General features: G+C 55.7%; 17 protein-coding genes. 2 read left to right on the top strand and 15 right to left on the bottom strand.

All coding sequences use genetic code 11. From position 1 onward, the window contains the following. Positions 1-2: 2 nt before the first annotated feature. The 3 genes from A8O25_RS06825 to A8O25_RS06815 all read right to left on the bottom strand — a co-directional run bounded on the left by A8O25_RS06825 (position 3) and on the right by A8O25_RS06815 (position 5,504). Complete coding sequence (locus tag A8O25_RS06825) at positions 3-3,344, bottom strand: TonB-dependent receptor (RefSeq protein ID WP_161947710.1); 3,342 nt, start codon at positions 3,342-3,344, stop codon at positions 3-5. A gap of 165 nt (positions 3,345-3,509) precedes the next feature. After that, entirely contained in the window at positions 3,510-4,499 is a 990-nt protein-coding gene (locus A8O25_RS06820) for a FecR family protein (RefSeq protein WP_066832522.1), read from the bottom strand. 426 nt (positions 4,500-4,925) lie between these two features. Further along, on the bottom strand, positions 4,926-5,504 hold the full coding sequence (locus A8O25_RS06815) for an RNA polymerase sigma factor (RefSeq protein WP_066832519.1): 579 nt from the start codon (positions 5,502-5,504) through the stop codon (positions 4,926-4,928). 483 nt (positions 5,505-5,987) lie between these two features. On the opposite strand from A8O25_RS06815, the gene A8O25_RS06810 reads away from it, so the two are divergent. Then, positions 5,988-6,560: a DUF4252 domain-containing protein gene (locus A8O25_RS06810; RefSeq protein ID WP_066832516.1), complete on the top strand. Its 573-nt coding sequence runs from the start codon at positions 5,988-5,990 to the stop codon at positions 6,558-6,560. Positions 6,561-6,796: 236 nt separating this feature from the next. Here the strand turns inward: A8O25_RS06810 and A8O25_RS06805 are convergent, their stop codons facing one another. From A8O25_RS06805 to A8O25_RS06760, 11 genes are all read right to left on the bottom strand, one after another. After that, on the bottom strand, positions 6,797-9,676 hold the full coding sequence (locus tag A8O25_RS06805; protein WP_066832512.1) for a CHASE domain-containing protein: 2,880 nt from the start codon (positions 9,674-9,676) through the stop codon (positions 6,797-6,799). A 118-nt stretch (positions 9,677-9,794) separates the two neighbouring features. Continuing rightward, entirely contained in the window at positions 9,795-11,147 is a 1,353-nt protein-coding gene (locus A8O25_RS06800; protein WP_066832509.1) for an FAD-dependent oxidoreductase, read from the bottom strand. Positions 11,148-11,330: 183 nt separating this feature from the next. After that, positions 11,331-11,468, bottom strand: a complete 138-nt coding sequence (locus tag A8O25_RS23185) for a hypothetical protein (RefSeq protein ID WP_161947709.1) — start codon at positions 11,466-11,468, stop codon at positions 11,331-11,333. Between the two features lie 309 nt (positions 11,469-11,777). Next, a complete protein-coding gene (locus A8O25_RS06795; RefSeq protein WP_066832645.1) occupies positions 11,778-12,395 on the bottom strand; it encodes an alpha-ketoglutarate-dependent dioxygenase AlkB family protein in 618 nt (205 codons plus the stop codon). Positions 12,396-12,402: 7 nt separating this feature from the next. Beyond that, a complete protein-coding gene (locus A8O25_RS06790; protein ID WP_066832506.1) occupies positions 12,403-13,707 on the bottom strand; it encodes a cation:proton antiporter in 1,305 nt (434 codons plus the stop codon). Positions 13,708-14,177: 470 nt separating this feature from the next. Next, on the bottom strand, positions 14,178-15,512 hold the full coding sequence (locus A8O25_RS06785; protein WP_338152735.1) for a DUF58 domain-containing protein: 1,335 nt from the start codon (positions 15,510-15,512) through the stop codon (positions 14,178-14,180). 106 nt (positions 15,513-15,618) lie between these two features. Then, positions 15,619-16,635: an AAA family ATPase gene (locus A8O25_RS06780; RefSeq protein WP_066832503.1), complete on the bottom strand. Its 1,017-nt coding sequence runs from the start codon at positions 16,633-16,635 to the stop codon at positions 15,619-15,621. A gap of 9 nt (positions 16,636-16,644) precedes the next feature. Further along, positions 16,645-17,841, bottom strand: a complete 1,197-nt coding sequence (locus A8O25_RS06775) for a DUF4350 domain-containing protein (protein ID WP_066832500.1) — start codon at positions 17,839-17,841, stop codon at positions 16,645-16,647. Next, entirely contained in the window at positions 17,838-18,446 is a 609-nt protein-coding gene (locus A8O25_RS06770) for a DUF4129 domain-containing protein (protein WP_161947708.1), read from the bottom strand. Before A8O25_RS06770 ends, A8O25_RS06775 begins: the two co-directional genes overlap by 4 nt. Before the next feature lie 121 nt (positions 18,447-18,567). Then, positions 18,568-19,458 carry a hypothetical protein gene (locus tag A8O25_RS06765; RefSeq protein ID WP_066832494.1) on the bottom strand — a complete coding sequence of 297 codons (891 nt, stop codon included), beginning with the start codon at positions 19,456-19,458 and terminating at the stop codon, positions 18,568-18,570. Beyond that, entirely contained in the window at positions 19,433-20,401 is a 969-nt protein-coding gene (locus A8O25_RS06760; protein WP_066832491.1) for a stage II sporulation protein M, read from the bottom strand. Before A8O25_RS06760 ends, A8O25_RS06765 begins: the two co-directional genes overlap by 26 nt. Before the next feature lie 69 nt (positions 20,402-20,470). Between A8O25_RS06760 and A8O25_RS06755 the strand changes: the two genes are divergently transcribed. Beyond that, on the top strand, positions 20,471-21,187 hold the full coding sequence (locus A8O25_RS06755; RefSeq protein ID WP_066832488.1) for an RDD family protein: 717 nt from the start codon (positions 20,471-20,473) through the stop codon (positions 21,185-21,187). A gap of 65 nt (positions 21,188-21,252) precedes the next feature. On the opposite strand, the gene A8O25_RS06750 is transcribed toward A8O25_RS06755, so the two are convergent. Further along, entirely contained in the window at positions 21,253-23,838 is a 2,586-nt protein-coding gene (locus A8O25_RS06750) for a cellulase family glycosylhydrolase (protein WP_066832485.1), read from the bottom strand. Position 23,839 lies beyond the last annotated feature (1 nt).

Genomic DNA, 23,839 nt, shown 5'->3' with positions numbered 1-23,839 from the left:
GCTTAAAAGCCAAACTCAACACCCAGCGTATAGCTGCGGGTTTGGGGTACTACCCCTTGGTTAGAGGTGAAATTCTCGTCATCAATGAGGAACTCCGGGTCATAACCGGTCCAGGCGGTCCAGGTGTAGAGGTTCACCGCCTGCGCGTACACCCGCGCGCTGGAGATCTTGAATTTGCTCAGGAACCTGGCCGGAATGGCATAAGACGCGGCAAGTTGCTTGAACCGGATGTAGGAGGCGTCTTCCAGAAACCTGGAGGAAGAGAGAATGTGCGTAGCCCCGTCTGTCTCTGCCCCGCCGTTAATGGCCCTGGGCACTGGGGTTACCTGCCCCGGCTCAGTCCAGCGCATCAGGTAGATTCTCTCCAGTCCGTTTCTGGCCCCCTGGCCGTTGCGGTACCAGGTTCTGTTCTGCTCATTGAGGTACTCCCGCCCCATGTCATACTGGAACAGGGCAGAAACTTCAATCCCTTTAAAGGAGAGGGTGTTGGTAAAGCCGCCAAAGTATTTGGCTAACTGGCTGCCGCGGCCATACGGGGTGTAGCTGTTGGTGCCCTGGGCTCCCGGGTTATAGGTCAATGTCCCGTTCCCAGACCACCACATAGGGCGGCCGGTGGCCGAATTCACCCCCGCGTACTGCGCCACAAAATTGGTTCTGAGCGGGTGGCCAATCCGGACAGACGGGTTACCGGGCAGAGATTCGCCATTCAGGCCCTCATACAGCTTGGTCACCTCATTGTCCATGAACGTGATGTTGAAACCAGAATTCCACTGGAAGCCCCCAAGCCGTAGCACCTCGCCGTTCAGTTCTACCTCCAGGCCACGGTTCACCACTTCGCCCACGTTGCGGTACATGCTCTCATACCCGCCGTACCACGGCACCGGCTGCTCCAGCAACAGGTCTTTGCTTCTTCTGTGGAATGCATCTACTGAGCCGCTCAACCTCTTTCTGAAAAGCGAGAAATCAACCCCCAAATTGGTAGAGGCGTTGCGCTCCCACCGCAGGTCTGGGTTTTCAAGTGAGCTGGGCTGTATGGCCGGCTGCCCGCCATAGCTGCTGGAACCGGTAAAAAGGCCTCTGGAGGCAAAGTGGTCAATGGCGCTGTTCCCGGTTTCACCGTACCCCACCCGCAGTTTGAACTGATCTACCCAGCGCACGTCTTTCAGGAAGTCTTCTGCGGCAATGTCCCAACCCGCTGAAAACGCCGGAAACAACCCAAAGCGGTTGTTGGCACCAAACTTAGAGGAACCGTCATAGCGCAAAATAGCGCTGGCCATGTACTTCTTCTTATAGTCATAGTTGGCCTGTGAGAAAAACCCTAACTGCCGGTAGCCGGTCCAGGAGCCGGTAGAAGAAAGAATGGTGGCCGCCCCTGACATGTGCCTGAACTGGTAGGTAGAAAAGCCTTCACCCGCTGAAAAGGAGATCTGCCGGCTGTAATCACGGTACTCTGCCCCAGCCAAGGCCGTTAACCGGTGCCCACCGGCAAACCGTTTGCTGTACGTCAGGGCCTGGGTACCAGAGACAGTGCTGGATTCCCTGTTCCGGATGGAAAGATACCCCCGGCGGGCATACGCCTCATGGGTTCTGGGATCCAGGTATTGCTCTGCGTTGATGTTGCGGTAGTCAAGCCCCCAGGTAGACTTGAAATTGAGGTCTTTGGTGATGTCATAGCTGAGGATGATGTTGCTGTACAGCGCCCGGGTTTTGCCCTGAATAAAGTTTACCTCTGCCGTGTAGATGGGGTTGTAGCGCAGTTCCCCCGGGAAGCCACCCAACGGGTTGTTAGGCGAACCATCTTCCAGCGTGATGGGAATGAACGGCAGAATCATAGGTGATGAAAACTGCGGCGCTGACATAAAGCCCGTTGACCCCGCTGACTGCTGCGTCCCGTTCTGCACTATGTTACTCAGGTTGATGTTGGTGCTGATGGTGAGCTTGCGCGTGGGTTTGTGCTGTACTCTCAGTTTTGCGGTGGCGCGGGAGAAGTCAATGCCAATCAGGTTGCCCTCGCTGCTGTTGTAAGAGGCAGAGAGACGGTAGGTGGTGGTCTTGTTTCCGCCGGAGGCGGCCAGCTCCACATCATAAATATCACCGGTCCTGAAGGCTGCCTTCTGCCAGTCATACGTAGGCAGGGCGGCAAGCTGCGCATCTGTCATGTTGATGGGGAGCATGCTTTCCTGCAGCACCTCTGTTCTGATGGCCCCCTCTGTGCGGTCTGGGTAGCGGTTGCGGTAAGCTTCCATGCGCACATCCAGGTACTGCTGGCTGTCCATCATTTTTATGAGCGGCAGCGGCGAGGCAAATCCCCGGTACATGTTCACGCTGATCTTGGTGGGGCCTTCATCCCCGCTTTTGGTGGTGATGAGCACCACGCCGTTGGCCGCCTGGGCTCCGTAGATAGAGGCCGCGGCGGCATCTTTCAAAACCTCAATTGACTCAATGTCATTGGGGTTCAGGAACGAAAGGGGGTTGGTGCCCACGGTGCCCCCGGCATCATCTTCTGAGTTGATCTGCACCCCGTCTACAATGTAGAGCGGCTCATTCCCAGCGGTAATAGACCCCATACCCCTGATGTTGATACTCACTTTTCCGCCAGGCACCCCAGACGCCGTCTGCACCTGCACCCCGGCCAGACGCCCTTGCATGGCCTGATCAAACGACTGGATGGGCATGTTGGCAATCTCGCGGCTTTTAATCTGGCCAATAGCCCCGGTCACCACGCGTTTCTCCTGCACCGTGTACCCCGTCACCACTACTTCACCCAAAGCCACGGGGTCTGGCACCAGCTTCACCGTCAACTCCTGCTGGCTGCCCACTTTGACCTCCTGCGTCAGGAAACCCAGGTAAGAGACCATAAGGGAGGCATTGGCGGGGGCTTCAATTGAAAAAGCACCGTTTGCATCTGTCACGGTAGCGGTCTGGGTCCCTTTGACCAGAACCGTTACCCCCGGCAGCGGTTCGCCTTTGTCATCTACCACTTTCCCCCGCACGGGTACTACCACCGGCAATGAGGGGGCAGCCGCCGCCGACTTTTTGAGCACAGGCACCGGTGTGGGCACAGGGCTTTCTTTGATCACAATGCTGGTTCCCACCACCTCATAATCTAGCCGGGTAGGGGTCAGCACGTCTTTTAGAACCTGGCGTAGTTCTTTGTTCTGAGCCTGCACAGACACCACTTTGTGTACATCTACCTTAGAGCTGTACACAAAGTCAACGCTGGTTTTCTGGTTCAGGGCCTGCAGCACCTCCTTTAAAGGCTTGTTCACCATTGAGAGCGAGACTCTCCGCTCCAGAATTCCCTGGGCGTTCAGGCCTGCCGAAAAGCTTATTTGCAGGGTCATAGCCAGGAGCAAGGTAAGGCAAGCGCACCTGAGCACGTGCTGTACCGTCCTGTTCCGTCTAAAGAAGAAAAGCATGTTTGTATGTTTGGAGTAGGGTTAAATTCTTAGAAGCCGAAGGAAAAGTAGCTGGCCTGGCGCCCGCTCTCTTCTCTGTGGCAGGTGGGTTTAGTCACAGCCAGCCCCATGCAGTACACCGCCCGCACCCGCCGGGGCAAAGGTGCCCCCGGTAGAAATGGAGATGATCTGCATGACCTGAGCCAGCGGCTGCTCCACCTTGAAGGTTCCGGTAATGGTACAGTTGGCCACCTGCCCCTCTGCGGCAAGCGACACCCCGTAGGCCCGCTCTAACCGCAGCAGCGCCTCCTGCAGAGGCGTCTCCTGAAACACCAGCCTACCCTCTGTCCAGGCGTAGAACTCCTCCACGTGCCGCACCTCCTGCCGGCGCAGATTGCCAGATTTCTTTGAGAAAGTAGCGGCCTGCCGCGGCGCCAGCTCCATAGATGAAGCAAGTTCCTGTTGGTTCTGCTCCAGCAGCACCCTGCCAGAAACCAGGGTCACCTGCACCGTTTCCTTTTCCGGGTAGGCGTTCACATTGAAAACCGTACCCAACACCTTGGTGCTCAGAGAGCCGGTACGCACTACAAAGGGTTTCTCAGGGTTATGGGCCACCTCAAAAAAGCCTTCGCCCTCTAAGAACACCTCCCGGTTTTTCTGATTGAAGGAGACGGGGTACTTCAGGCTGGAGCCGGCATTGAGCCACAGGTGCGTGCCGTCTGGCAGAGTCAGGCGTTTACGATGGCCCTTCTGGGCCTGCACCGCCATATAAGCCTCCTGCTCATTTCTGTTCTGCACAAGCTGGCCCCAGAAGGTGTAAACCAAAGCCCCTATCAAAAAGGCCGCCGCCAGGGCTGAGATCATACGCCACCGGTTGCGTACCGGCATCTGCACCACCCTGGTCTCTGGCGAAATGGTATTTTTAATGTTGGCAAAAACAGAGGAGAGCAGCTGTTCCCGTTCTGGCTCCCCTAGCTTCTGCCACTGGTTTTTCTCCTGCTGCAGATTGGCCAGCCACGCTTCTACCTGCTGCGCCTCCTCAGGCGTGCACTCCCCGGCCAGGTACCTATCTAACAAATCACTGATGTCCTTTTTGCTCATCTCAGGTGGGTTATGACAGAAAGTCGGATGAGCGCGGCAGGAGTACTATACCCTTCGGAAAAAAATCAAACTTTTTCCCCGAAGACTTCGTAGGCGCTGTTTCTTTTCTGGCGGGGCGCCACCAGTCTTCCTGTTTTTGACCTGTTTTCTGAAAAACAGCCCTAAAACAGGAAGGCTGGAACGGCTGCGCCGAAGGAGGGATTTTAAAAGAAAAGAGGCAAAGGGATCTGGCCGCACCTGCCGCCGGAATGGCAGGAGACCTCACACCTTTTCTGCAGCAGAGAGGTCACCACTGTTGCCTTATTCAGGACAGCTGGTGTCACCCCTGAGCGGGAAGAGAAGTTTCTGTTTTGGGGCTGTTTTTCAGAAAACAGCCCCAAAACAGAAACTTCTTAAAGAATGTTTTCCAGAAATGGGATAAACGGCTTAGGAGAGGCCAGCCGCCAGCAAAAGCCAGACCGAGGCTTTCACCGCCACCCGCCGCAGGTGCTTGAGGGCGGTGCCCAGTTGGTTCTTCACGGTCTGGTCAGAGAGGTTGAGCTCAGAGGCAATCTCAGCAATACTCAATTCTTCATGGCGGCTCAGGCGGTAAACTTCCTGCACCCGCGGTGAAAGGCGGGCAACGGCGTTCTCCAGGAGGCCGCCCAGTTCCTGCGCCTCCAGCTCTTTCTCCAGCTGGTACACGGGGGTGGGCTCCAGCGCCTGCACGGCGTTTGCGTACTTGCTGCGGGTAATGTTCTTGCGAATGTGGTCTATGACCCGGTACCGGGCAGCGGCAAACAGGAAACCCTTGAGGGAACCGGTGATCTGGAGGGTGCCGCGCTCTGTCCAGAGATAGACAAACAGGTCATGTATCAGATCCTGCGCCTCCTCCAGTGAGGCCAGCTTGGAGCTCGCAAACTCAGTCAAAGAATACGCGTACTGCCTGTAAATCTCCTCAAACGCCTGCTCATCTCCGGACTTCAGTCTGCTCAGCACATAAAGTTCTTTTTCAGCGCTTTCCATCTGTCCACTAAACTCAAAGTAATATTTAATTAGCCTACAACAATTTTAACGGCACAGGCCGCAGAGAAAACTAGTGCGGGGGAGGGCAGATGAAACATCCCAGAAGCTCAAAGAAAGCAGCTGGCTAGTAATATGTATAGCAATGGCACGCTCTGCACCAAGCTAGACGCGCACCTCTTGTAGCAGTAGTAAGGCAAAGCAGGGCCAAACGATCACAGAAACTCTGGGCTGGCCATGCCTGAGAAAGAACAGAAGCAGCCGTGCTGGCAGCAGCAGATTTCACACAACAAAACCGAATGTAGCCACACTTTCCCATAATTCCAAAGGCAGGCGGTTTTTATTTCTGAAATGGCTAAAAAAGAGGCAATGCTTTGGCTGTTTCGCTTTTACAGGCAACCACCCGGAGGCATCTGCAGAAAGCAGCAAGGGGCAGATCAGCGTTTTTAGCCTATTTTCCGTAAAACAGGCTAAAAACAGAAGAAAATGACACAGCCAATCCTTTACCATATTCCCCGGAGGCTTCACCGCCTGCTTATCCCCCTCCTGTTCCTGGCGGTGATGGCGGTGCAATCCTGCAGCAGTACCAGCAACCTGCCCCCGGCACAGACCACCACCGACTTCTTTCAGAAATACAGAGACCAGGCCGGCTTCAAAGGCACCAGCCTGCCCGTGGGCCTGGTAACCAGGTACCTCTCCAGCGGAACAACTGACAGCACCCTGAAGGCGGCGCTGGCCAACATCTCTTCTATCAGGGTGCTGACCTTTACCCCCACCAACCGCAAGTCTCAGAAACTTCTGGAAAAAGGGCTTACCCAGGAGCTGGACCAGGTGCTTCAGAAGGAAAGCTATGCCAACTTGCCCCTGCTGGATGAGGCGGCAGGCGCGCTTCAATTCAAAATGAGACAGGCCAACAACCAGGTGCAGGAACTTGTGGGGTACCGTAAATACGGCAACAACTTTCTCATGCTGCAAGTGAACGGGCGTTTCACCCGGCAACAGGTAGAGGAGCTGCTCAAGAAAGTAGACCCAGATCTTTTACTTCCGTTGCTCACCTAAGAGCAGGTTTACATGTGTCTTTTGCGCTGCCAACGGGCCTCAAAAGAGCCTGCCCTGGCGTTTGCCTCGCCCCAGCGCGCGGCTATGCCGCCCTAAAAACGGGATAGAAGAACCTTTCGCTCCCCGCTTTCGCCTGCAAAAGCAAAATGTAAACAAGGTCTAACGCAAAGCGCCCACCAACTGAAACGCCCGGCTCTTAATAAAGAGCCGCGTTTCAGTTGGTGCCAGGTGCCGGGTTACGCTTCTTCTTTGAAATGCACAGTGAAGGTGCTGCCTTTGCCCGGCTCGCTCTCTACCTCAATGTAGCCGCCGTTGTTCTCAATGATGCGTTTCACAATGTAAAGCCCAATGCCGGTCCCCTCTACGTGCGAGTGGAACCTCCTGAACATGGTAAACAGCTTTTCCTGCTGGTCTTCCCGTATGCCCAACCCGTTGTCTTGCACGGTGAGCACCACATATTCGCCTTCGCGCCGGGTGCGTACGTTGACCTGCAGGGGGCGGGTGGGCTCCCGGTACTTGATGGCGTTGGAGACCAGGTTGTAGAGAATACTGCGCAGGTTTTTACGCGCATACCTGATCTGCGGCACGGCAAACTCCCTCTGCACGGTCACCCCCGCCTCCTGGATCATGCCGTGAATGTCTTCTTCTATGCTAGTGAGCACCTCTGAGAAGGCTAGCTCCTCTGCCTGTGACTCCAGGTCTTTCTGCACCTTGGTAATCTCTGTCAGGTCATGGATAGTACCCTTTAACTTAGCGATGGAAGAAGCCACCATCTGCAACAGCATGCGGTCTTCGTCATCTTCCCCCTGGGGCTTCTCTTCGGCATTTTCTAAGAGGGCGGTGGTAAGCCCCTCCAGATTGGCCAGCGGCGACCTCAGGTCATGCGAGGCGGTGTAGACAAAACTGTCCAGGTCATTGTTAATGCGGGTCAGCTCCTTGTTTTTGCGGTTCAGCTCCTCGTTGATCACAGACAGCTGCTCCCGGCTCAACACCTGCTCGGTCACCTCAACCGCAAAGGTCAGCACAGAGGTGACTTCGCCTTTGCGGTTTTTGATGGGCTCATACACCATGTTAAAGAAGCGCACATGCTCCTGGCCAGCGGGAGTTTCATCAAAATACACCGGCACCTCCTGCCCAATGTAAGGCTCACCGGTTTGGGCTATGTTCTGTATGATTCTGGTAAACTGCTCCTGCTGCGAGAGAGGCAAAGCATCTGGGGCCCGCACCCCTACCATTGCCCGGCCGTCATAGAACTCCCGCAGGTAAGCGTTCACCAGGGTGTATTGCAAGTCTTTGGTTCTCACCAGCCCCACAATAGCCGGCACCTGCATAAAGATCTGCTGCAGCATCTCAGCGTTGCTTTTGAGGCGGTTCTCCATGAGAATGCGCTCAGTGATATCTAAGGCCGAGCCAATATAGCCCAGGAAGTTGCCCTCTGCGCCAAAACGGGGGCTGCCCGTGTTCATCATCCAGCGGAACTCACCGTCATGCCGCCGCAGGCGGAACTCACTCTGAAACTCTGTCTGGCTTTCTGTGGCGGCATTGAAAATCTGGAAGGCTTTTGCCTTGTCATCTGGGTGCACCAGGGCCAACCAGTGATCACCCAGGCTATCTTGCAGGGTGGTGCCGGTGTACTCCAGCCACTGGCGGTTCACGTAGGTGCAGCTGTTCTGGTCATCTGTCATCCAGACCATGACAGGGGCGCTGTCTGCCATGCTCCTGAAACGGGCCTCGCTTTCTACCAGGGCCTGCTGGGCTTTTCTTTCCTCGGTCACGTCACGCACCTCCAGAATGAAGCCCTCTATCTCCCCGCCCTGCTTTACCTGCCTGGACGCGCAGGCCACCGGAATTGTTTTACCGTTCCGGCAGATAAAGATGTCTTCAAAGGCATGGGCTTTCTGGGAGTTCAACTCCGGGGCCAGGTTACCCATCTCCTGCTTCCGGTGTACCAGCTCATGGAACGGCCTTTGCCTTAAATCATCATTGCTGTAGCCCAAAAGTTTTTCTGCGGCCGGGTTCTGAAACGTGCAGTACCCTTTCTTGTCTAACATGAACAGACCCGCGGTGGTATTGTTGGTGACCAGCTCCGTGAGCTGGTTTGACTGCAGGTACCGCTGCTGCGACCATACCACAAAGAAGATCAGAAGGCTGATAATGCCCCCCGCCAACAGGATAAGGTTGTGTTCGTCTATGCCCCTCTGGTCAGAGAAAGATTCTCTGGGCTTGAACTCAAGGGTCCAGGTACGGCCGGCTATGCGCATCACCTCGGTCAGGTACAGCTTACGGCCGCTGGTGTCCAGTTTTGCATCAGTGGTGTCATTGGTATAGATGAGGGACTCCGGCTTGGGCTTCTTGCCATCATAGATGGAGATGGAGATATCTTTCAGTTCCCTGCCAATGGTACTGTTCATCAAGTCCTTGGCCCTAAAGGGCGCGTAAACAAAGCCTTTGAGCAGCCGCCGCCGCTCTTCCAGCGCGACCGGCTCAGCATTCTGGTAGTAGACTGGCATGTAGATCAATAGCCCCGGCTGCCCCACCTTGTCGTTCTCTTCCTGCCGTAGGGTCACAATGCCGGTAATAGCGGGGGCGTTAAAATCACGGGCCGCCTCCATGGCCTCGCGCCTGATGGGGTCATGAAACATGTCAAACCCGTGGGCCCGCCGGTTGCGGGCATCCATGGGTTCTAAGAAAATAATGGAGGAATACTCTGTGCGGGGCGAGGCGGGGGCTACCTTGAAGTTGGTGAACCCAATGCTCTGCATACGGGCTTCCATGGTGGGCACCTGCTCTGGGGTGAGCATGGCGGCATACCCAAAGCCCTGCACCCCCGGGTAGGTCTTCTCAATCTGCAGCGAGGAGACATACCGCTTAAAATCCTGGTAGGTGACCGTGTCTGAGGCGGTAAACAGACCGTCTACCCCTTTTAAAATCTGCAGATAGTTGCCCATGCGCCGCTCCAGCGTTTCCCGCACCTGTTCAGTGCGTAGCTTAAACACCTGCGCGTCCTGCTCCTGGTCACTGGTTTTAGAGACATAATAGGCGTAAAGAGTTATCCCCAGCACCAGTACAAAGGAGCCTAATGCCAAGTAATAATCTTTCAGTCTGGAGAATATCATGAAGCTCTGTCAAATTGGCCCATTGCCGGGCGCTGCTGCTTTTTACAGTCTGGTTATGTATTGTTGTTCGTTGGCGTTTTTGGCCGTTTTAAGAAAAACAGGCCAAAAACGTATTCAATTATTTGCCAAGATGGTTTTGCAGATAGGCTTGCACTGCTGGTTTAGAATAGTCTTCTTCTGTCTGGATGTGGTCCATGAGGTGGCGCATGATCTCATCCTGACGCCTTCCGTTGGCTAGTGCCTCGGCATACGGTAAATCTGGCGAAAAGGTGACCATAGAATACAAGGGAAGCCAGCTGTCTGGGTATTGCGCCGTGATTTTAGCCTCTATCTTCTTCTGGAGCAGGAACCGGGGGTCGGCCACTTTGTCCCGCATCTCAATAAAGTTGTACACCGCCAGGTCAGCAATGGCGTCTGTGTTGGGTTTTCTGGCTTCCTGGAACGTTTTAAAAATGCTTTCCCAGTCACCGGGGTGCTGCTCCAGCAGGCTGCTCAACACGCTGCAGTCTTCAAACCCGGCGTTCATGCCCTGCCCGTAGAAGGGCACTATGGCATGCGCCGCATCACCTACCAGCAGAATCTTGCCTTCATGGCTCCACGGGAAACATTTCACGGTGACCAGCGAGCCGGTGGGGTTCTCAAAATATTCCTGGGTAAGGTCTGGCATGAGCGCCGCCGCGTCTGGAAACGTTTTCTCAAAGAACGCCTGCACCTGCCCAGGTGTCTGCAGGGCCTCAAAAGACGGCTCTCCCTCAAAGGGGAAAAACAGGGTGCAGGTGAAGGTGCCGTCCAGGTTGGGCAGGGCTATCATCATGTACTGCCCGCGCGGCCAGATGTGCAGCGCATTCTTCTCCAGCTGCCACGCCCCCTCCGCCCCCGGCGGAATGGTCAATTCTTTGTACCCGTAGTTCAGGTAGCTCTGCTCATAGTTGAACCGGTCTGTCTTCATGAGCGAAAGCCGCACCATGCTGTAGGCCCCGTCTGCGGCAAAAATCACGTCTGGGGTGATCTGGTACTGTTCACCGGAGGCAACATCTGCTAGGGTAATCTTATTGGTGGCTACTTCTACGTCAAGCACCTGCTGCTGAAAGTGGAGCGAAATGTTGGGCTGGGCTTCCGCCAGGTCTAGCAACGCCTGGTTCAAGCCGTTTCTGGAGACCGAATAAATGGCCTGCCCCTCCTGCCCGTACGGCTGGTAAGAGAGATTGCCCTGCAAATCATGCATGACGCGGCGGTACATGGGGATGGCCACTTTTTTGATGTCTTGGGCAATGCCTATGTTCTGCAGGGCCCGCCAGCCGCGGTCACTCAGGGCCAGGTTAATGGAGCGCCCGCCCGCCAGTTCAGCCCGCCGCAGGTCTGGCCGCCGCTCATACACATCAACAGAATAACCTTGCCTTGCCAGGTACAGGCTCAGTAGGCAACCTACCAGTCCGCCGCCCATGACGCTGAGTTGGGAGTCTTTCTCCATAGTTTGTGGTGTTTTTCCGCCGCAGGCGCAGAATGTATAGCCAATTACTGCCTTCTACGGTAAGAACGGGTAAACTTGGGCAATTTTCCTGAAATTAACCACAACGCGCGCACCCATCAGCACTGAAAGTGGCCTGGGGAGAAAAAAGAAAGGCTGTTTAGGCAAAGAAGCCTTAGCCGGTAATTAGAGCATGAGCGCCAGCGCCAGCAGATAGCACCCAATGAACAGGATGCAGAAGAACAGCAGCATGTCAGACTGGGAGTACTGCTGCCGGGTGCCCATGGCCCTACACATTATACGATTCAAATACTGACGTAGCATACTTCTAAGCCTTAGAAGCTTCTATACGTTTGTTTGCCTGAAAAAGGGGTTTCTGCCTGGCATAAATTTCTCCTGCCTTTACTTGTCTGTTTCTGGCCTGTTTTCTGAAAAACAGGCCAGAAACGCACTCATGCCCGTTGGAACTGGTTTAAATTTTAGTTCTGCTGGCGAAAAGTGGGAGCGAAAGGTTCTGACGAAGCTTTTTTGAGCATTTGGCAGCGCCAGGGTACGAGGGAAAGGCGATATCACGTCTTTTGATGCCCGTTGGCAGCGCAAAAAAAAGCAACTTAGAACATGCTTTAAGCAGCCTCAGGCAATGTACCTGAAGGTAAGGTTGATTCTTGGCTCTGCCACGCGGGCGGTTTTAGCCAGCTGGTGCTGCCAGTGGTGCTGCGTAGCCCCGGCCATGAGCAAAAGGCTGCCAGAGGGCAACAAGACCTGCTGCTTCAGCTTTTTCTCCTTTTTATGCCTGAACGAAAACACCCGCTCAGCCCCCACACTGACAGAGGCAATGACTGGGTTCTGCCCCAGCTCAGGCTCATCATCACTGTGCCAGCCCATGCTGTCCTGGCCGTGGCGGTACAGGTTGAGCAGCACGCTGTTGAAGGGCACCCCGGTGAAAAGTTGAAGCCGCTCCCGCAACCGGGACAGCACCGGGAGCCATGGCAACGGCTGCCACGTGAGGCCGGAGTAGGTATAGGCTTTGCCCGGGTCTGCGTACCAGGCGGTAAGGCGGGGCTGGTCTATCTTTCTCCCAAACAGGGTGATCTGCTCCTGCCGCCACGCCACCTGCTCTTGCAGGGCCTGCCGCAAGGCGGGCTCTTCACCCGGCGGAATGAACTCAGAGACCAGGTACACCTCCGCCTCTGGCATTGGCAGCAGATACGGCCGGTTCTGTTCCCTGAAGTATTTTGCGAGCGACGGCATTTTCTGGTTATTCTTTCGGTTCTCCTTGTTGCCCCGGCCCCAACTCCCCATCTTCCAGCGCCTGTTCAGGGTCAATGAAATCACCGGGCCTCCGCACTTTGTCCAGGTACTGCATTACGGGAGTGGCGGTGACCCCGTGCAGGAAAATAGAGAGCAGGATGGTAAACCCCGCCACCGCCCAGATTTCACCCGGGTTCATAAAAGCCGCCTTGCTCAGCCCAAACGTGAGGTAGAACACAGAGCCAATGCCCCTGATCCCAAAGAAGCTGATGGCCCACTTCTCCCGTAGCTTCACCGGTACGCCCAGCAGGCCAATGAAGCCGGCCAGCGGCCGAACCACCAGCACAAACGCCAGACTCACCAGAACCCCCTGCCACGTAAGATCATCTAACAACCCCCTGCTCACGCTTCCGCCCACCAGGATCAGCACCACCACCAGCAGAATGCGCTCAATCTGGTCAGTGAAATCATGCAGTTCGCGGTGGTATTCATGGTTTTTCTCTACGTGCTTTAGGGTAAGGCCAGTGACAAAGACCGCAATAAACCCGTACCCGTGCATCATTTCAGTGAGCCCGTAGACCAGCAGCGTGGCGGCAATGGCCACGAAGCCGTCTTCGGTCATTGGGAAGTGGGCCTTCTTAGGGAGCTTGAACAGCACGTAAGACAGCAACCTGCCCAGCAGAAACCCTATGCCTACGCCCACGGCTATACGGTACAGCAAATCATACGTGAGCCAATGGGTGAACCAGTTTTCGGGAGCCAGCCCTTTGGTGGCCAGTGCAATGGCCAGCCACGTGAACGGGAACGCCATGCCGTCATTGAGGCCGGCCTCTGCCGTGAGCGCGAACCGGGGCGCATCTTCTACCTCTTCACTGGGCGGCCCCACCTGCACATCTGAGGCCAGCACCGGGTCTGTGGGCGCCATGGCCGCCGCCAGCAGCACGGCTGAGGCCACCGGGAACCCCAGGAACTGCCAGGCCATCCAGGCCAGTACGCCAATAGACAGGAGCATGGTCCAGCTCACCAGCCGCAGGGGCACCTGCCAGCTGAAAAAAGAGAACCGCCGGTTGATCTTGATGCCTGTGCCCATCAGCGTGATGATGACGCACAGCTCAGAAAGCCGCAGCGCCAGTTCATTCTCCCGCAGCGGGTCAGGCTCTGGGAGCCCCAGCGGCAGCTTGTACAGCAGAAACCCGATCACCACAAACAGCATGGCATACGAGAACGGCTTCTCTTTGAACCAGGCAGGCAGCCACGCCATGGCCAGGGCCGAAGCCCCAATCACCACAAAGATTATCAGGTATACATCCATGGCGGTTAAAATGCTGGTAATAGACAGAGCGGCATAGTAGAAATACCTACTGCATACGAGAGAAACAGCTTTTGTTTTGGCTTTGTTTTCTGAAAAACAGGCCAGAAACAGAAGAACCCCCTCAGAGCCTGTTTAAATTTTGATCTGACGCTGCAAAGTGCGAGAAAAATCTGCGCAAGCCGTCTTTTGGGCCGCACAGCAGCGCCACGGGGCCAGACCAGTGCAACCGCAGGTTCTTTTCAGGGTGTTTTGCTGCGTAAAAGAACCAGGCAACCAGGCTCTTAAGGGCCGCAGACACTCACAGGCGCCAGCAGGAAAGGGCACCAACGCGCAATACTGAGAACCACGCACCTTTGTTAGCCACGGCAGCGGGGCCGGAGCAGAAGCTAGAAAGGGCCGCGCGTCCTGTTTTGGGGCTGTTTTCCTAAAAACAGCCCCAAAACAGGACGTCACCTCCCCAGAAAACCTTCTTACATCAACCCGCGGGCCTTGAACTCCAGGTATTTGTTGATGGCGTTCACGGTGAGCTTTTCTGGCGGGGTTAGAATGGAATGGATGCCGTGCAGGCTGAACTCCTTCACGATCTGCCGCTTCTCATAGGCAAACTTTTCGGCTATGGCTTTGAGGTAGATCTCCTCCAGGCTGTTAGCGGGTTGGTCCAGCAGTTCTTTGGTCTCTGTGTTTTCAAAGAAGACCACCAGCAGCAGGTGGTGCTTGGCCAGTTTGCGCAGGTACGGCAGCTGGCGTTTGGCCCCGTTCAGGGTTTCAAAGTTGGTAAACAGCAGCAGCAGGCTGCGCTGCTTGACCTTGGCCCGCACCGTTACGTACAGCCGCTCAAAATCTGACTCCTGAAACCGGGTCTGCTGGTTGTACAGCAGCTCCAGGATCTTCTGTAACTGAGAAGACCGCCGCTCTGCGGGCAGCACAGAACCCGTCTTATCTGCAAACGTGATAATGCCGGCTTTGTCTTCTTTGCGCAGCGCCACATTAGACAGCACCAGTGCGGCGTTGATGGCATAGTCCAGCAGGCTCAACCCCTGAAACGGCATCTCCATCACGCGGCCTTTGTCTAGCACGCAGTACACCTGCTGCGACTTCTCGTCCTGGTAATGGTTCACCATCAGTTCGGCCTTGCGGGCAGATGCCTTCCAGTTGATGGTGCGCTGGTCGTCTCCCGCCACGTACGGCCTTATCTGCTCAAACTCGGCGCTGTGGCCCACCTGCCGAAGGCGCTTGATGCCCATGGCCGAGAGTTGCTGGCTGGCCGCCAACAGCTCATACTGCCGCATCTGAATGAAAGACGGGTACACCGGCACCTGCTGCCCCTGCCCACACCGGTAGCGTTTTCTCACCAGCCCCAGCGGACCGTTTACCAGCACATTCACCACCCCAAAGGAGTACAGGCCCCTGGCCACCGGCCGCAGCAGGTATTCAATCACATGGGTTTCGCCTTGGGGCACTTTCACCTTAAAACTGGCATCGCGCTTCTGGAACTGGAACGGGAGCTCTTCTATCACCTGGGCGCTGATGGCAAACGGGTAGCGGTTCTCCACATACACAAATACCGGATTCTCGCTCCCGTTAGAGAGCTTTTCCTGCAGGCTTCGGCTGGCCTCTACGCCGTGCTTCAGCTGGAAGACAGACGCCAGATCTACCAGCACACACAGGCCCAGCACGCCGCACAGGATCTTCACCAGGAACAGCACCGCCGGAAAGAAAAAAGCCAGCACAAACAGCCCCGCCACCGCAGAGACCGCCATGAAAAAGAAACGGGCGAAATACAGGCTACGCAGAAAAGCAATCATGCAGGGTACGTGAGTTGGCGTGTCTGAAAGGTGTCATATTTGCGTTTCTGGCCTGTTTTTCTGAAAACAGGCCAGAAACGCACTTCCATCTAGAATGCACTCCGCGCTACCGCGGAACTTCAGTTTTCTGGATGATCTGCTTGATGACATCATCTGGCGTGGCGCCTTCCATTTCCTTCTCAGGGGTGAGCAGCACCCGGTGCCGGAGCACCGCCGGCGCCAGTTCCTGCACGTCTTCTGGGGTTACAAACCCTCTGTTGCGCAGGGCGGCCAAGGCTTTGGCACTGGTCAGCAGGGCCAGGGAGGCTCTGGGCGAGGCCCCCAGGTACAAGGCTTTATGCGCCCGGGTCTGCACTACCAGCTGGGCAATGTACTCCAGCACCTTGGCGTCTACATGCACCCCCTGCACCTGCTGCCTCAACTCCATGACATTCTGGGCGGTCAAAACCGGCTGCACCTCCTCCAGTTCCTGCTGCACGGCGGGCCGCTGGTGGTGAATGCCCAGAATGGCCACCTCCTCTTCCAGTGACGGGTACTCTACCAGGATTTTGAACATGAAGCGGTCCAGCTGCGCCTCTGGCAGCCGGTAGGTTCCCTCCTGCTCAATGGGGTTCTGGGTGGCCAGCACCACAAACGGCTCCCCCATGGCATACTCCACGCCGTCATGGGTGATCTGCTGTTCCTCCATTACCTCAAACAATGAGGCCTGGGTTTTGGCGGGGGCGCGGTTGATCTCGTCAATCAGCACTATGTTAGAGAAAATGGGCCCTTCCTTGAACTGGAACGTGGCGCTGCCCGGGTGAAAGACAGAGGTGCCCAGCACGTCTGAGGGCATGAGGTCTGGCGTGAACTGAATGCGGCTGAACCCCACATCAATGGTGCGGGCCAGCAGTTTGGCGGTTAGGGTCTTGGCAATACCCGGCACTCCTTCAATGAGCACGTGCCCATCGGCCAGAATGGCCACCAGCAGCAGGTCTACCAGTTGCTCCTGCCCTACAATGCGTTTTCTGAGTTCGTCTTTGATCTGCTGCACCGCGGCCTGCAGCGCAGAGAAATCAGTCTTCGGCGCCAAGGCCAGCACGGCTTCACCGGCCCCGTTTTCGTCTTTTTCTAGCTCGTTCATATTCTTTTGCTATCGGCTTGCCTGCCGGTAAAAGTTCTCCAGTTTTTGGTTGAGTTGCCACAGCGTGACTTCCTGCACGGTCTCATAGGTGCGCACGTCCTGAATGATGTAAAACAGTTTGCTCACCTCCTGGGCGTCTACCCCAGATTTGTGGCTGATGCGCTCCTGAAACTCCGCATCCAGCACGCTGGTGCTTTCATGGTAGTGCAGCCGCAGGTACTCCAGAAAGTAGTTGACCTTCTTCTCAGCAATCACCTTGTGGTCCCCGTGGTTGAAGTAGAGGTTGCCCACCACCCGCACAAACTCCAGGGTAGTGTTCCTGGGCTTTTCCCAGACAGGGATGATGCGCTGGGTGCGTTTGCTTTCAAAGAAGACGAACACCAGCAACCCGCCCAAGGCCACATAGTAGGCCCACGCGAGGGCGTCATGGCTGAGCAGCACTCTGAAAATGGAGCTCTCCCCCTCCGGCCCCTGCTTCTGGTACTCATCCCACCACACGGTCTGGTCTGGCAGATGAGACAAGGCCATGGCGGCGTACCGGTTTTGCCGGTTGGTGATCACGTGGTAGTTGGTAAAGGCCAGCGGCACCGTGCTCAGGAAGAAGTTCCCTTTCCCAAATGGCATCTGGACATAGTTGACCCCGCCTTCTGTGTTCTTGCCCAGCACGGTGGCCTGGGCGGCCGAACCCAGTTCCAGCACACCGTCTACCTTCTCCCAGTCATACAGCACCGGGGGTATGTCTTTGAACTGCGGGTGCGTAAAAACCAGCCCCAATGAATCTTTCTTCTGCGCACTAAACGCCTCCACTTTAAAATGCAGGGTGTCTTGCAGCTTCCCAAAATAATGGGACCCAATGAACACGTTGTTTCCCGCCTCTACAAAACCAAGCAGCGCATCCAGGTCAAGGGAGTCTGCCTGGAAAGACGCGTTCACGAAGAGGTAGTTGACTGTACCCGCGGCGCTGTCTTCTTCTGCGGCCCAGTAGTTCTCCAGCTGGTTCAGGATTGGTAGCCGCACCTGCTCTACCGCATGGCTGGGGAACAGGTCAGGCAGCAGTTGGTACAGCACGTAGGTGCCGTATGGGATTTTGTCTTTGTTAACGTAGGTCTGGGCCCATTCAACGGGCTTGGGGCGGTAGTATTCTACCACCACAAACACGGTAAACAGGAGGGCCAGCACCAGCGCCCATTTCTTCATGCCGCTCATGCCGTGGCTCGTAAAGTGTGGGTGAACGTCAGGAAAGAAGCCCGTACCGTTTGAAAATGCGCCTCATCTAACGCAGAGCCGCCGTACCAGACATACTCAAACAAGCCGGTGACATGGGCAAAGGACTGGCGCAGGGCATGGTCCCTGATCTCGGTGACGTAGCTGCGGTTGGTTTTGCCGGGTTTCCAGTGAATGAAGCCTTGATCAGTGAGGCGCTTCAGGGTCTGCAGGTAGTGCAGCCGTATGGCGCGGCGGTAATCGCCCTGGGCTTCAGCCTCCTCTATCAGCGCGGCAAAGTCAATCTCATGAATATTCTCCCGGTAGGTGTCATACGCCAGGGCCACCGGCACCGCCTTCCTCCCGAAGAGGCCTACCAAGTCTACCTGCAGCAGCTTCAGGACCACAAACACTGTCACGCCCAAGGCGAAGGCGTAGAGAAAATACTTCCAGAACACGTTGAATGACCGGGCCGCCGTGACGTTGTTCAGGTACCGCCCCACCCGCTGCCAGAAACGCTCCCACGCAGACAGGTCTGGCTTCAGGTCTTGCTGGTAATGGAACGCCTTGTCTTCTTGCAGGGCCTTGAGTTTGGCAGGGTCTGGCATTCTCAGCTTCAGGGGTTGCGCATGCCCCGGCACGGCAGGCGGCGCTGTCTCAGGAACAGCCCAGCCAACACAGGAACAGCCCAACAGAAAGAAGAGTAGGGGGAAAAGGAATCGCACGGGCTTAGAATTCGTCTTGGGTAAGATCAGTTGGCGCGGCATCTCTTCTGCCAATGTTGTTTACCTGCTCTATAAAGCCAATGCCGTCTTTTATTTCCACCAGGCTGAAATACTGGAATGCAATGGCGGTAATGGTGATCACGTACATGAGCAGCCCAATGATGGTAGAAAAAGAGCTGGCCACCATCAGGAGCACATCATTGTCGCCGCCCGGCAAATGCAGAATGCGCAGCACGTACACCACCACGGCTGGCAGGGAAACCCCAAAACCAATCACCGCCTGTATGATGCCCACCACCAGCAGATACCCAAAAGTCTCCCACCAGTTGCCTTTGACCAGGTAGAAGCACCGCTCCAGCGCCTCCAGAAATCCAAGGTCTTCGCGTACCATCACCACCAGCAGCATAGACAGCGCCACGCCCACGTAAATACCCGGAATCAGCAGCAGCAACGTGGCCAGCCCGCACAGCACCACCATGCCCACGGTAGAGTACAGCACCGGAATAAAATAGCTCTTGATGTACGCCCACACATCGCGCACCTCAACTGGCCTGCCGTAATCCATGTACAGCACTATGTAAGAATACACCACCAGGCTTAGCATCACATAGCTCACCAGGGTGAAGAAGAGGCTCACCCAGTAATGGAGGGAGGTAAGCATGGTGTCAAAATAATAGGCCCCCATTGACCCATACTGCACAGAATTGGTGGCCTCAGCTATTTGGGAGCTTTGGTAGATGCCTGAGAAAATACCAGCCAGTAACGCCAACGGCAGCACAAAGTACAGGGCACACGTGAGCAGCGGCTTAAAGTGTTCCCTGATAAACCCGAACGTGGCATTGATCTTCTGCCCCAGATCCCGCTCTTCTCTAAATTCTATGGTGGGTGGTGTCATTCTCTAGCTTGGCGTGCAGCCGGTATGGGTAATAAATAAAGTAATAGACAATAAAGGCCGCAGAGCCTAGGATAATGGTCAGGCTCAGGAACAGCGGCATCTCTGTGTGGCGGGTCACAAACCCTTCCAGAAAACCGGCAGTGATGAAGACAGGCACCAGCCCCACCACTATTTTGAGCCCCTGTTTGGCCCCGCGCTTAAATGACTCCAGCCGCGAGAATGTCTTGGGGAACAGAATGCTGTTGCCCATGACAAATCCGGCGCAGCCGGCTATGACAATGGCTGAGATCTCCAGCGTACCGTGAATCCAGATGGTCAGTGCCGAGGTGCCCAGCAGCCCGTATTTGTAGAAAAAGTACTGGAAAGCGCCCAACATAACCCCGTTCCGGAACAGCACATAAAACGTACCCACAGAAAGCACAGCCCCGGCCACAAATGCCAGAAACGACACATACACGTTGTTCATGGTAATCTGCAGGAACATTTCTGCCTCCCCCGCCTGCTTGTACACGGCCATGGGGTCGCCTTTTCTGATGTTGGCTATGGTCATGTTCACGTACCGGTCACCCATGATGAGCCGCACAAAGGAGTCATCATACGCCGCCGACAGCGCACCGATCAAGCACGCCACCGCAAAGATGAGGAACGCGTACAGCAGCTGCCGGTGGTGTTGCCTGAACAGCAACGGCAGCTCCTGCTTCCAGAAAAGGAAAAACCGGTTGCCTTGCTCCTTTTTATTCCGGTAGATGGCCTGGTGCATCTTGCCGGTAAGGCTGTTGAGGTAGTGGGTGGTGTCTGAGTCTGGGTAAAAGGTGCGGGCGAAGGCCAGGTCATCTGTGAGCTCAATGAACCGGTCAGCCAACTCGTCTGGGTTGGTGGTGGGCTCGGCGGCGTACCGTTTCCACTTGGCGGAATTCTGCTTAACAAATGCGGCTTCGCGCATGGCCCTGCTTTTGATTACTCTCAAATATATCTAACTTAGGCTACTTATTAAAGTGAAAATGAGGAATTAATGAATACCATTAAAGTAAGAACCACCCAGAATGTGGAGGTAGAGTATGCCATTGCCAGCGTGGGAGACAGAATTCTGGCGTACCTGGTAGACGGAGCCGTCTACGTGGGGGCCATGATCATCTTGGGGATGGTCATTGGCTTGCTCAGGCCTTCTGGCGGAGGGGGCCTTTGGGGTGTTCTGCTCGTACTCCCTTTCCTGTTTTACCACCTGCTCTTTGAGATTTTTCTTAGTGGCCAGAGCTTGGGCAAACGCGCCATGGACATCAAGGTGATCAAGCTCTCCGGCCAGGCCCCCTCTGTGGGAGATTATCTGCTGCGCTGGGTTTTCCGGCTGTTAGACATCACCCTCTCCAGCGGATTTGTGGCTCTTATCACCCTTGTGGTAAACGGCCGCGGGCAACGCCTTGGCGACTTGGCAGCCGGTACCAGCGTGATCAAAACCCAGGTGTATCACCGGCGAAATCCTTTTCAGGTGAAGCTGGAGGAAGAATATGCGATTGTCTTTCCAGAGGTGGCCGCTCTCACTGACCAGGACATGGCCCTGATCAGGAAGTTGCTGCACAAAGCCATTCAAAACCAGAACGAAACCCTGCTCAGCCGCATTTCTGAGCGCGTGCAAGAAGTTCTGGAGATTCGCCCGGAAATGACCGACAGAGACTTTCTCAAAACGGTGATCAAAGACTACTACCACCTGACCGCTGGCGTGGAGGCATAAATCAGCAGTTCCTGTTTTGGAGCTGTTTTCTGAAAAACAGCTCAAAACAGGAACTCAATTCTCTTCTACCTCTTCTCCAGCCATACCTTCTCTACCTCCAGCCCATAGCTTTGCCCCGCCTTCGCCGCAGGCGGAAGTTGGCCCAGCCGCACTTCCAGCTTCTCTACGGGAGGCAATGAGAAAGCACCCGGGTTGGCAGAACGGAACTCAAACGCATGGAAGCCCGGGTACGGTCTGGGCAGCAGCATGAACGCCTCGGGCTTCAATGCGCGCAGCGGTATCTCAATGTCTTGGAAAGAGGAACCCACGTTGACAGAAGCCGCAAAGGCGGTGGCATCTGCAGAAATAAGCCCCACCTGCACCGGTACCGGCGTGGCGCCGGTGGTTCTTACCCTGAGGACCAGTTTATCAAAGGTTGCCAACTCGGCCGCACGGCTTTTCAGTTTATCACCAATGAAAAGCTGGAAACCCATGGTGCCTTCTTTGGGCAGCTCCTTAGCGGTAAGTTTCAGCACCAGCTGTTTGGGCGTTTCGCCGGTCACCAGAGCCCGCTCCTCTGGCCGCCAGAGGTTGGGAAACACGAAGAGCGCACGGTCAGTGGTGGCGTTGAACAGCTCCAGCTTTCCGTTTTCTGCAGCCACAAAGGTTTGCCAGGAGTCGGTTCGGTAATTGTCCCAGGCCCAGGGGTCGCCCTCGTACCCTCCGGGAAAGGCATACTGCTTCTCCCCGTCTTGCACCAGAAGGCGGTAGTTCACCAGGCCGGGCGAAGCGAGTTCTACCGGAACTTCGGCCTGGAAGCGGTAGGCCCCCACTTTCTCCATCCCCACGGTTTTGTACACGCCCGCCAGGTTGCTGAGCTGCAGGCTCACTCTGGCTGATGGGCGAATGCCAACAATCTGCGCCGAAACGGCAAACGGTTTTCCGGCCGAGACTTCTTCTACCGGTGCATGCGCCACAAACGGCCTGGTGTCAAACGGCTGCGGGGCCACAAATTCCTTTACCTGCAAAGCACCAAAAGTGCTGTTGCCATTCCAGGTGGTTTTCTCTTTTTTGGTGAGCAAGTACGCGCCGGGCTGAATCTGGAAACGCCCGTTTTCCGCGGTGGCGGAAAACGGGTTACCGTCATTCACGCCTTTGATGTGGAACGCAGCACCCAGCTCAGCCAGCAGCACTTGCATGGTCTGGCTTTGCCACTGAATGCGCATGACTTCTTTGCCGGGCGACGCCTTGGCAAACGGGTCTCTGATGAAAACCGCATCTGGCATGACTTCCAGCCGCCATACGCCTTTGTCCAGCTTGTCCAGGAAGTAGGCACCGGTGCCGCTGTACTGCACCACGGGTGAGCTTCCCACGCCCGCCACTTTGGTCAACTTGGCCGCGTTTACGGGTTTGGTGCGGGTAGAGTTGGAGTGGTAGAATTCCTGCGCCGTGTTCATCTCGCTCAGGTTTTCTTGGTAACTCACCCGGAATGCCCCAAATACGCTGTCGGCCGGATAGGTGCCGTAGGTCTTGCGCAGCGGCAGCTGGTGAAACGCCTTGCCCGCAATCATCAAACTGATGGCTTTAGACGGCGTATAGGCCAGGTTCAGGTAATGCGTCTGGTACTCAGTGTTTCCGTAGGCGGTGGCCAGCGGGTCATAGGCAAACTGTGTGGCCCACTGGAAACCGGCCTGCCGAAAACTCTTCGCCATGGCGGGGTATATGTAGGAACCCAGTACGTCACCGGCATCAAACTCGTACACCATCAGCGCCTTGTTTTTAAATTCCGGAATAGTGTCAAACGGAATGTGGTACCGGTCTACGTGGGGCAGGTAATTTCCTTGCAGGGTGCGGTTCGCCACTAACCCGGTTGGGTACCACTGAAAACTGAACCCGTCCACGTTGGCCTTGGCCACGGCATCTGCGTAAGTGGGTGACTCACTGATGTTGTAGAAGATGGGTTTGGTCCAGCCCGCGCTGCGCATGGCGGCGGCCATGCGGTTCACGTATTCGGTGGCGCGGGGTTTGGGGCCGGAGTGGTGCGGCTCGTTGTTGATTTCGGCGGCAATGATGTTGGCATCGTGGCCGTAGGCGAGTTGGGTGTAGGGGTTGACGTGCCTGAGCAGCTGCTTCAGGTAATTTTCCTGCGCGGTAAACGCTTCTTCTTCGGTGACCGCGCGTTGTTTGCCGTACTTGCGCGAGAAGCCGGGCGTGTTCTCATCTTTCTCCGGGTAGCCGTTGCCCCAGAACGCGATGGGCGTGAGCATGACCTTGATGTTGCGCTGTTTTAATTTGTATACCAGGTAATCAAACAGGCGCAGGTGTTCGTTCTCCAGCAAATTGCCCAGGGAATCAGCAATCTCGGTATCCCAGACGTGCACCCTGAACGCATTGAACCCCAGCCGTGCCAGATGGTACACATCCTGGTCAATGGCTTTCTGCGGGTCAACGCCGCGGGCTTTCACGGAGCGGTAGCCGTAGGCAAACGGCACCGTATAGTTCACCCCGAAGAAACTGGCCTTCTGGTTATTCTTCTTCCAGCGTAGAATGCCCTGCTGGTCTACATATACCGGGTCTGGTTCTTTGGTATTTCCGCCTTGGGCGAAGGAACTAGTGGTACTGATTATAAATAAAAGAAGTAAGCAGGCAATTGACTTTATCTTTATTCTCATT

The organism is Rufibacter ruber (genome assembly GCF_001647275.1).
In the GTDB taxonomy this organism is placed as follows: Bacteria; Bacteroidota; Bacteroidia; order Cytophagales; family Hymenobacteraceae; genus Nibribacter; species Nibribacter ruber_C.
Note: the sequence above shows the minus strand (reverse complement) of the source record. Positions and strands in the feature narration are given on the sequence as shown.

Excerpts from the sequence above, each read along its gene's own strand:
- A8O25_RS06825 (WP_161947710.1), bottom strand. The coding sequence starts at position 3,344 with ATGACCCTGCAAATAAGCTTTTCGGCAGGCCTGAACGCCCAGGGAATT.
- A8O25_RS06820 (WP_066832522.1), bottom strand. The coding sequence starts at position 4,499 with ATGAGCAAAAAGGACATCAGTGATTTGTTAGATAGGTACCTGGCCGGG.
- A8O25_RS06815 (WP_066832519.1), bottom strand. The coding sequence starts at position 5,504 with ATGGAAAGCGCTGAAAAAGAACTTTATGTGCTGAGCAGACTGAAGTCC.
- A8O25_RS06810 (WP_066832516.1), top strand. The coding sequence starts at position 5,988 with ATGACACAGCCAATCCTTTACCATATTCCCCGGAGGCTTCACCGCCTG.
- A8O25_RS06805 (WP_066832512.1), bottom strand. The coding sequence starts at position 9,676 with ATGATATTCTCCAGACTGAAAGATTATTACTTGGCATTAGGCTCCTTT.
- A8O25_RS06800 (WP_066832509.1), bottom strand. The coding sequence starts at position 11,147 with ATGGAGAAAGACTCCCAACTCAGCGTCATGGGCGGCGGACTGGTAGGT.
- A8O25_RS23185 (WP_161947709.1), bottom strand. The coding sequence starts at position 11,468 with ATGCTACGTCAGTATTTGAATCGTATAATGTGTAGGGCCATGGGCACC.
- A8O25_RS06795 (WP_066832645.1), bottom strand. The coding sequence starts at position 12,395 with ATGCCGTCGCTCGCAAAATACTTCAGGGAACAGAACCGGCCGTATCTG.
- A8O25_RS06790 (WP_066832506.1), bottom strand. The coding sequence starts at position 13,707 with ATGGATGTATACCTGATAATCTTTGTGGTGATTGGGGCTTCGGCCCTG.
- A8O25_RS06785 (WP_338152735.1), bottom strand. The coding sequence starts at position 15,512 with ATGATTGCTTTTCTGCGTAGCCTGTATTTCGCCCGTTTCTTTTTCATG.
- A8O25_RS06780 (WP_066832503.1), bottom strand. The coding sequence starts at position 16,635 with ATGAACGAGCTAGAAAAAGACGAAAACGGGGCCGGTGAAGCCGTGCTG.
- A8O25_RS06775 (WP_066832500.1), bottom strand. The coding sequence starts at position 17,841 with ATGAGCGGCATGAAGAAATGGGCGCTGGTGCTGGCCCTCCTGTTTACC.
- A8O25_RS06770 (WP_161947708.1), bottom strand. The coding sequence starts at position 18,446 with ATGCCAGACCCTGCCAAACTCAAGGCCCTGCAAGAAGACAAGGCGTTC.
- A8O25_RS06765 (WP_066832494.1), bottom strand. The coding sequence starts at position 19,458 with ATGACACCACCCACCATAGAATTTAGAGAAGAGCGGGATCTGGGGCAG.
- A8O25_RS06760 (WP_066832491.1), bottom strand. The coding sequence starts at position 20,401 with ATGCGCGAAGCCGCATTTGTTAAGCAGAATTCCGCCAAGTGGAAACGG.
- A8O25_RS06755 (WP_066832488.1), top strand. The coding sequence starts at position 20,471 with ATGAATACCATTAAAGTAAGAACCACCCAGAATGTGGAGGTAGAGTAT.
- A8O25_RS06750 (WP_066832485.1), bottom strand. The coding sequence starts at position 23,838 with ATGAGAATAAAGATAAAGTCAATTGCCTGCTTACTTCTTTTATTTATA.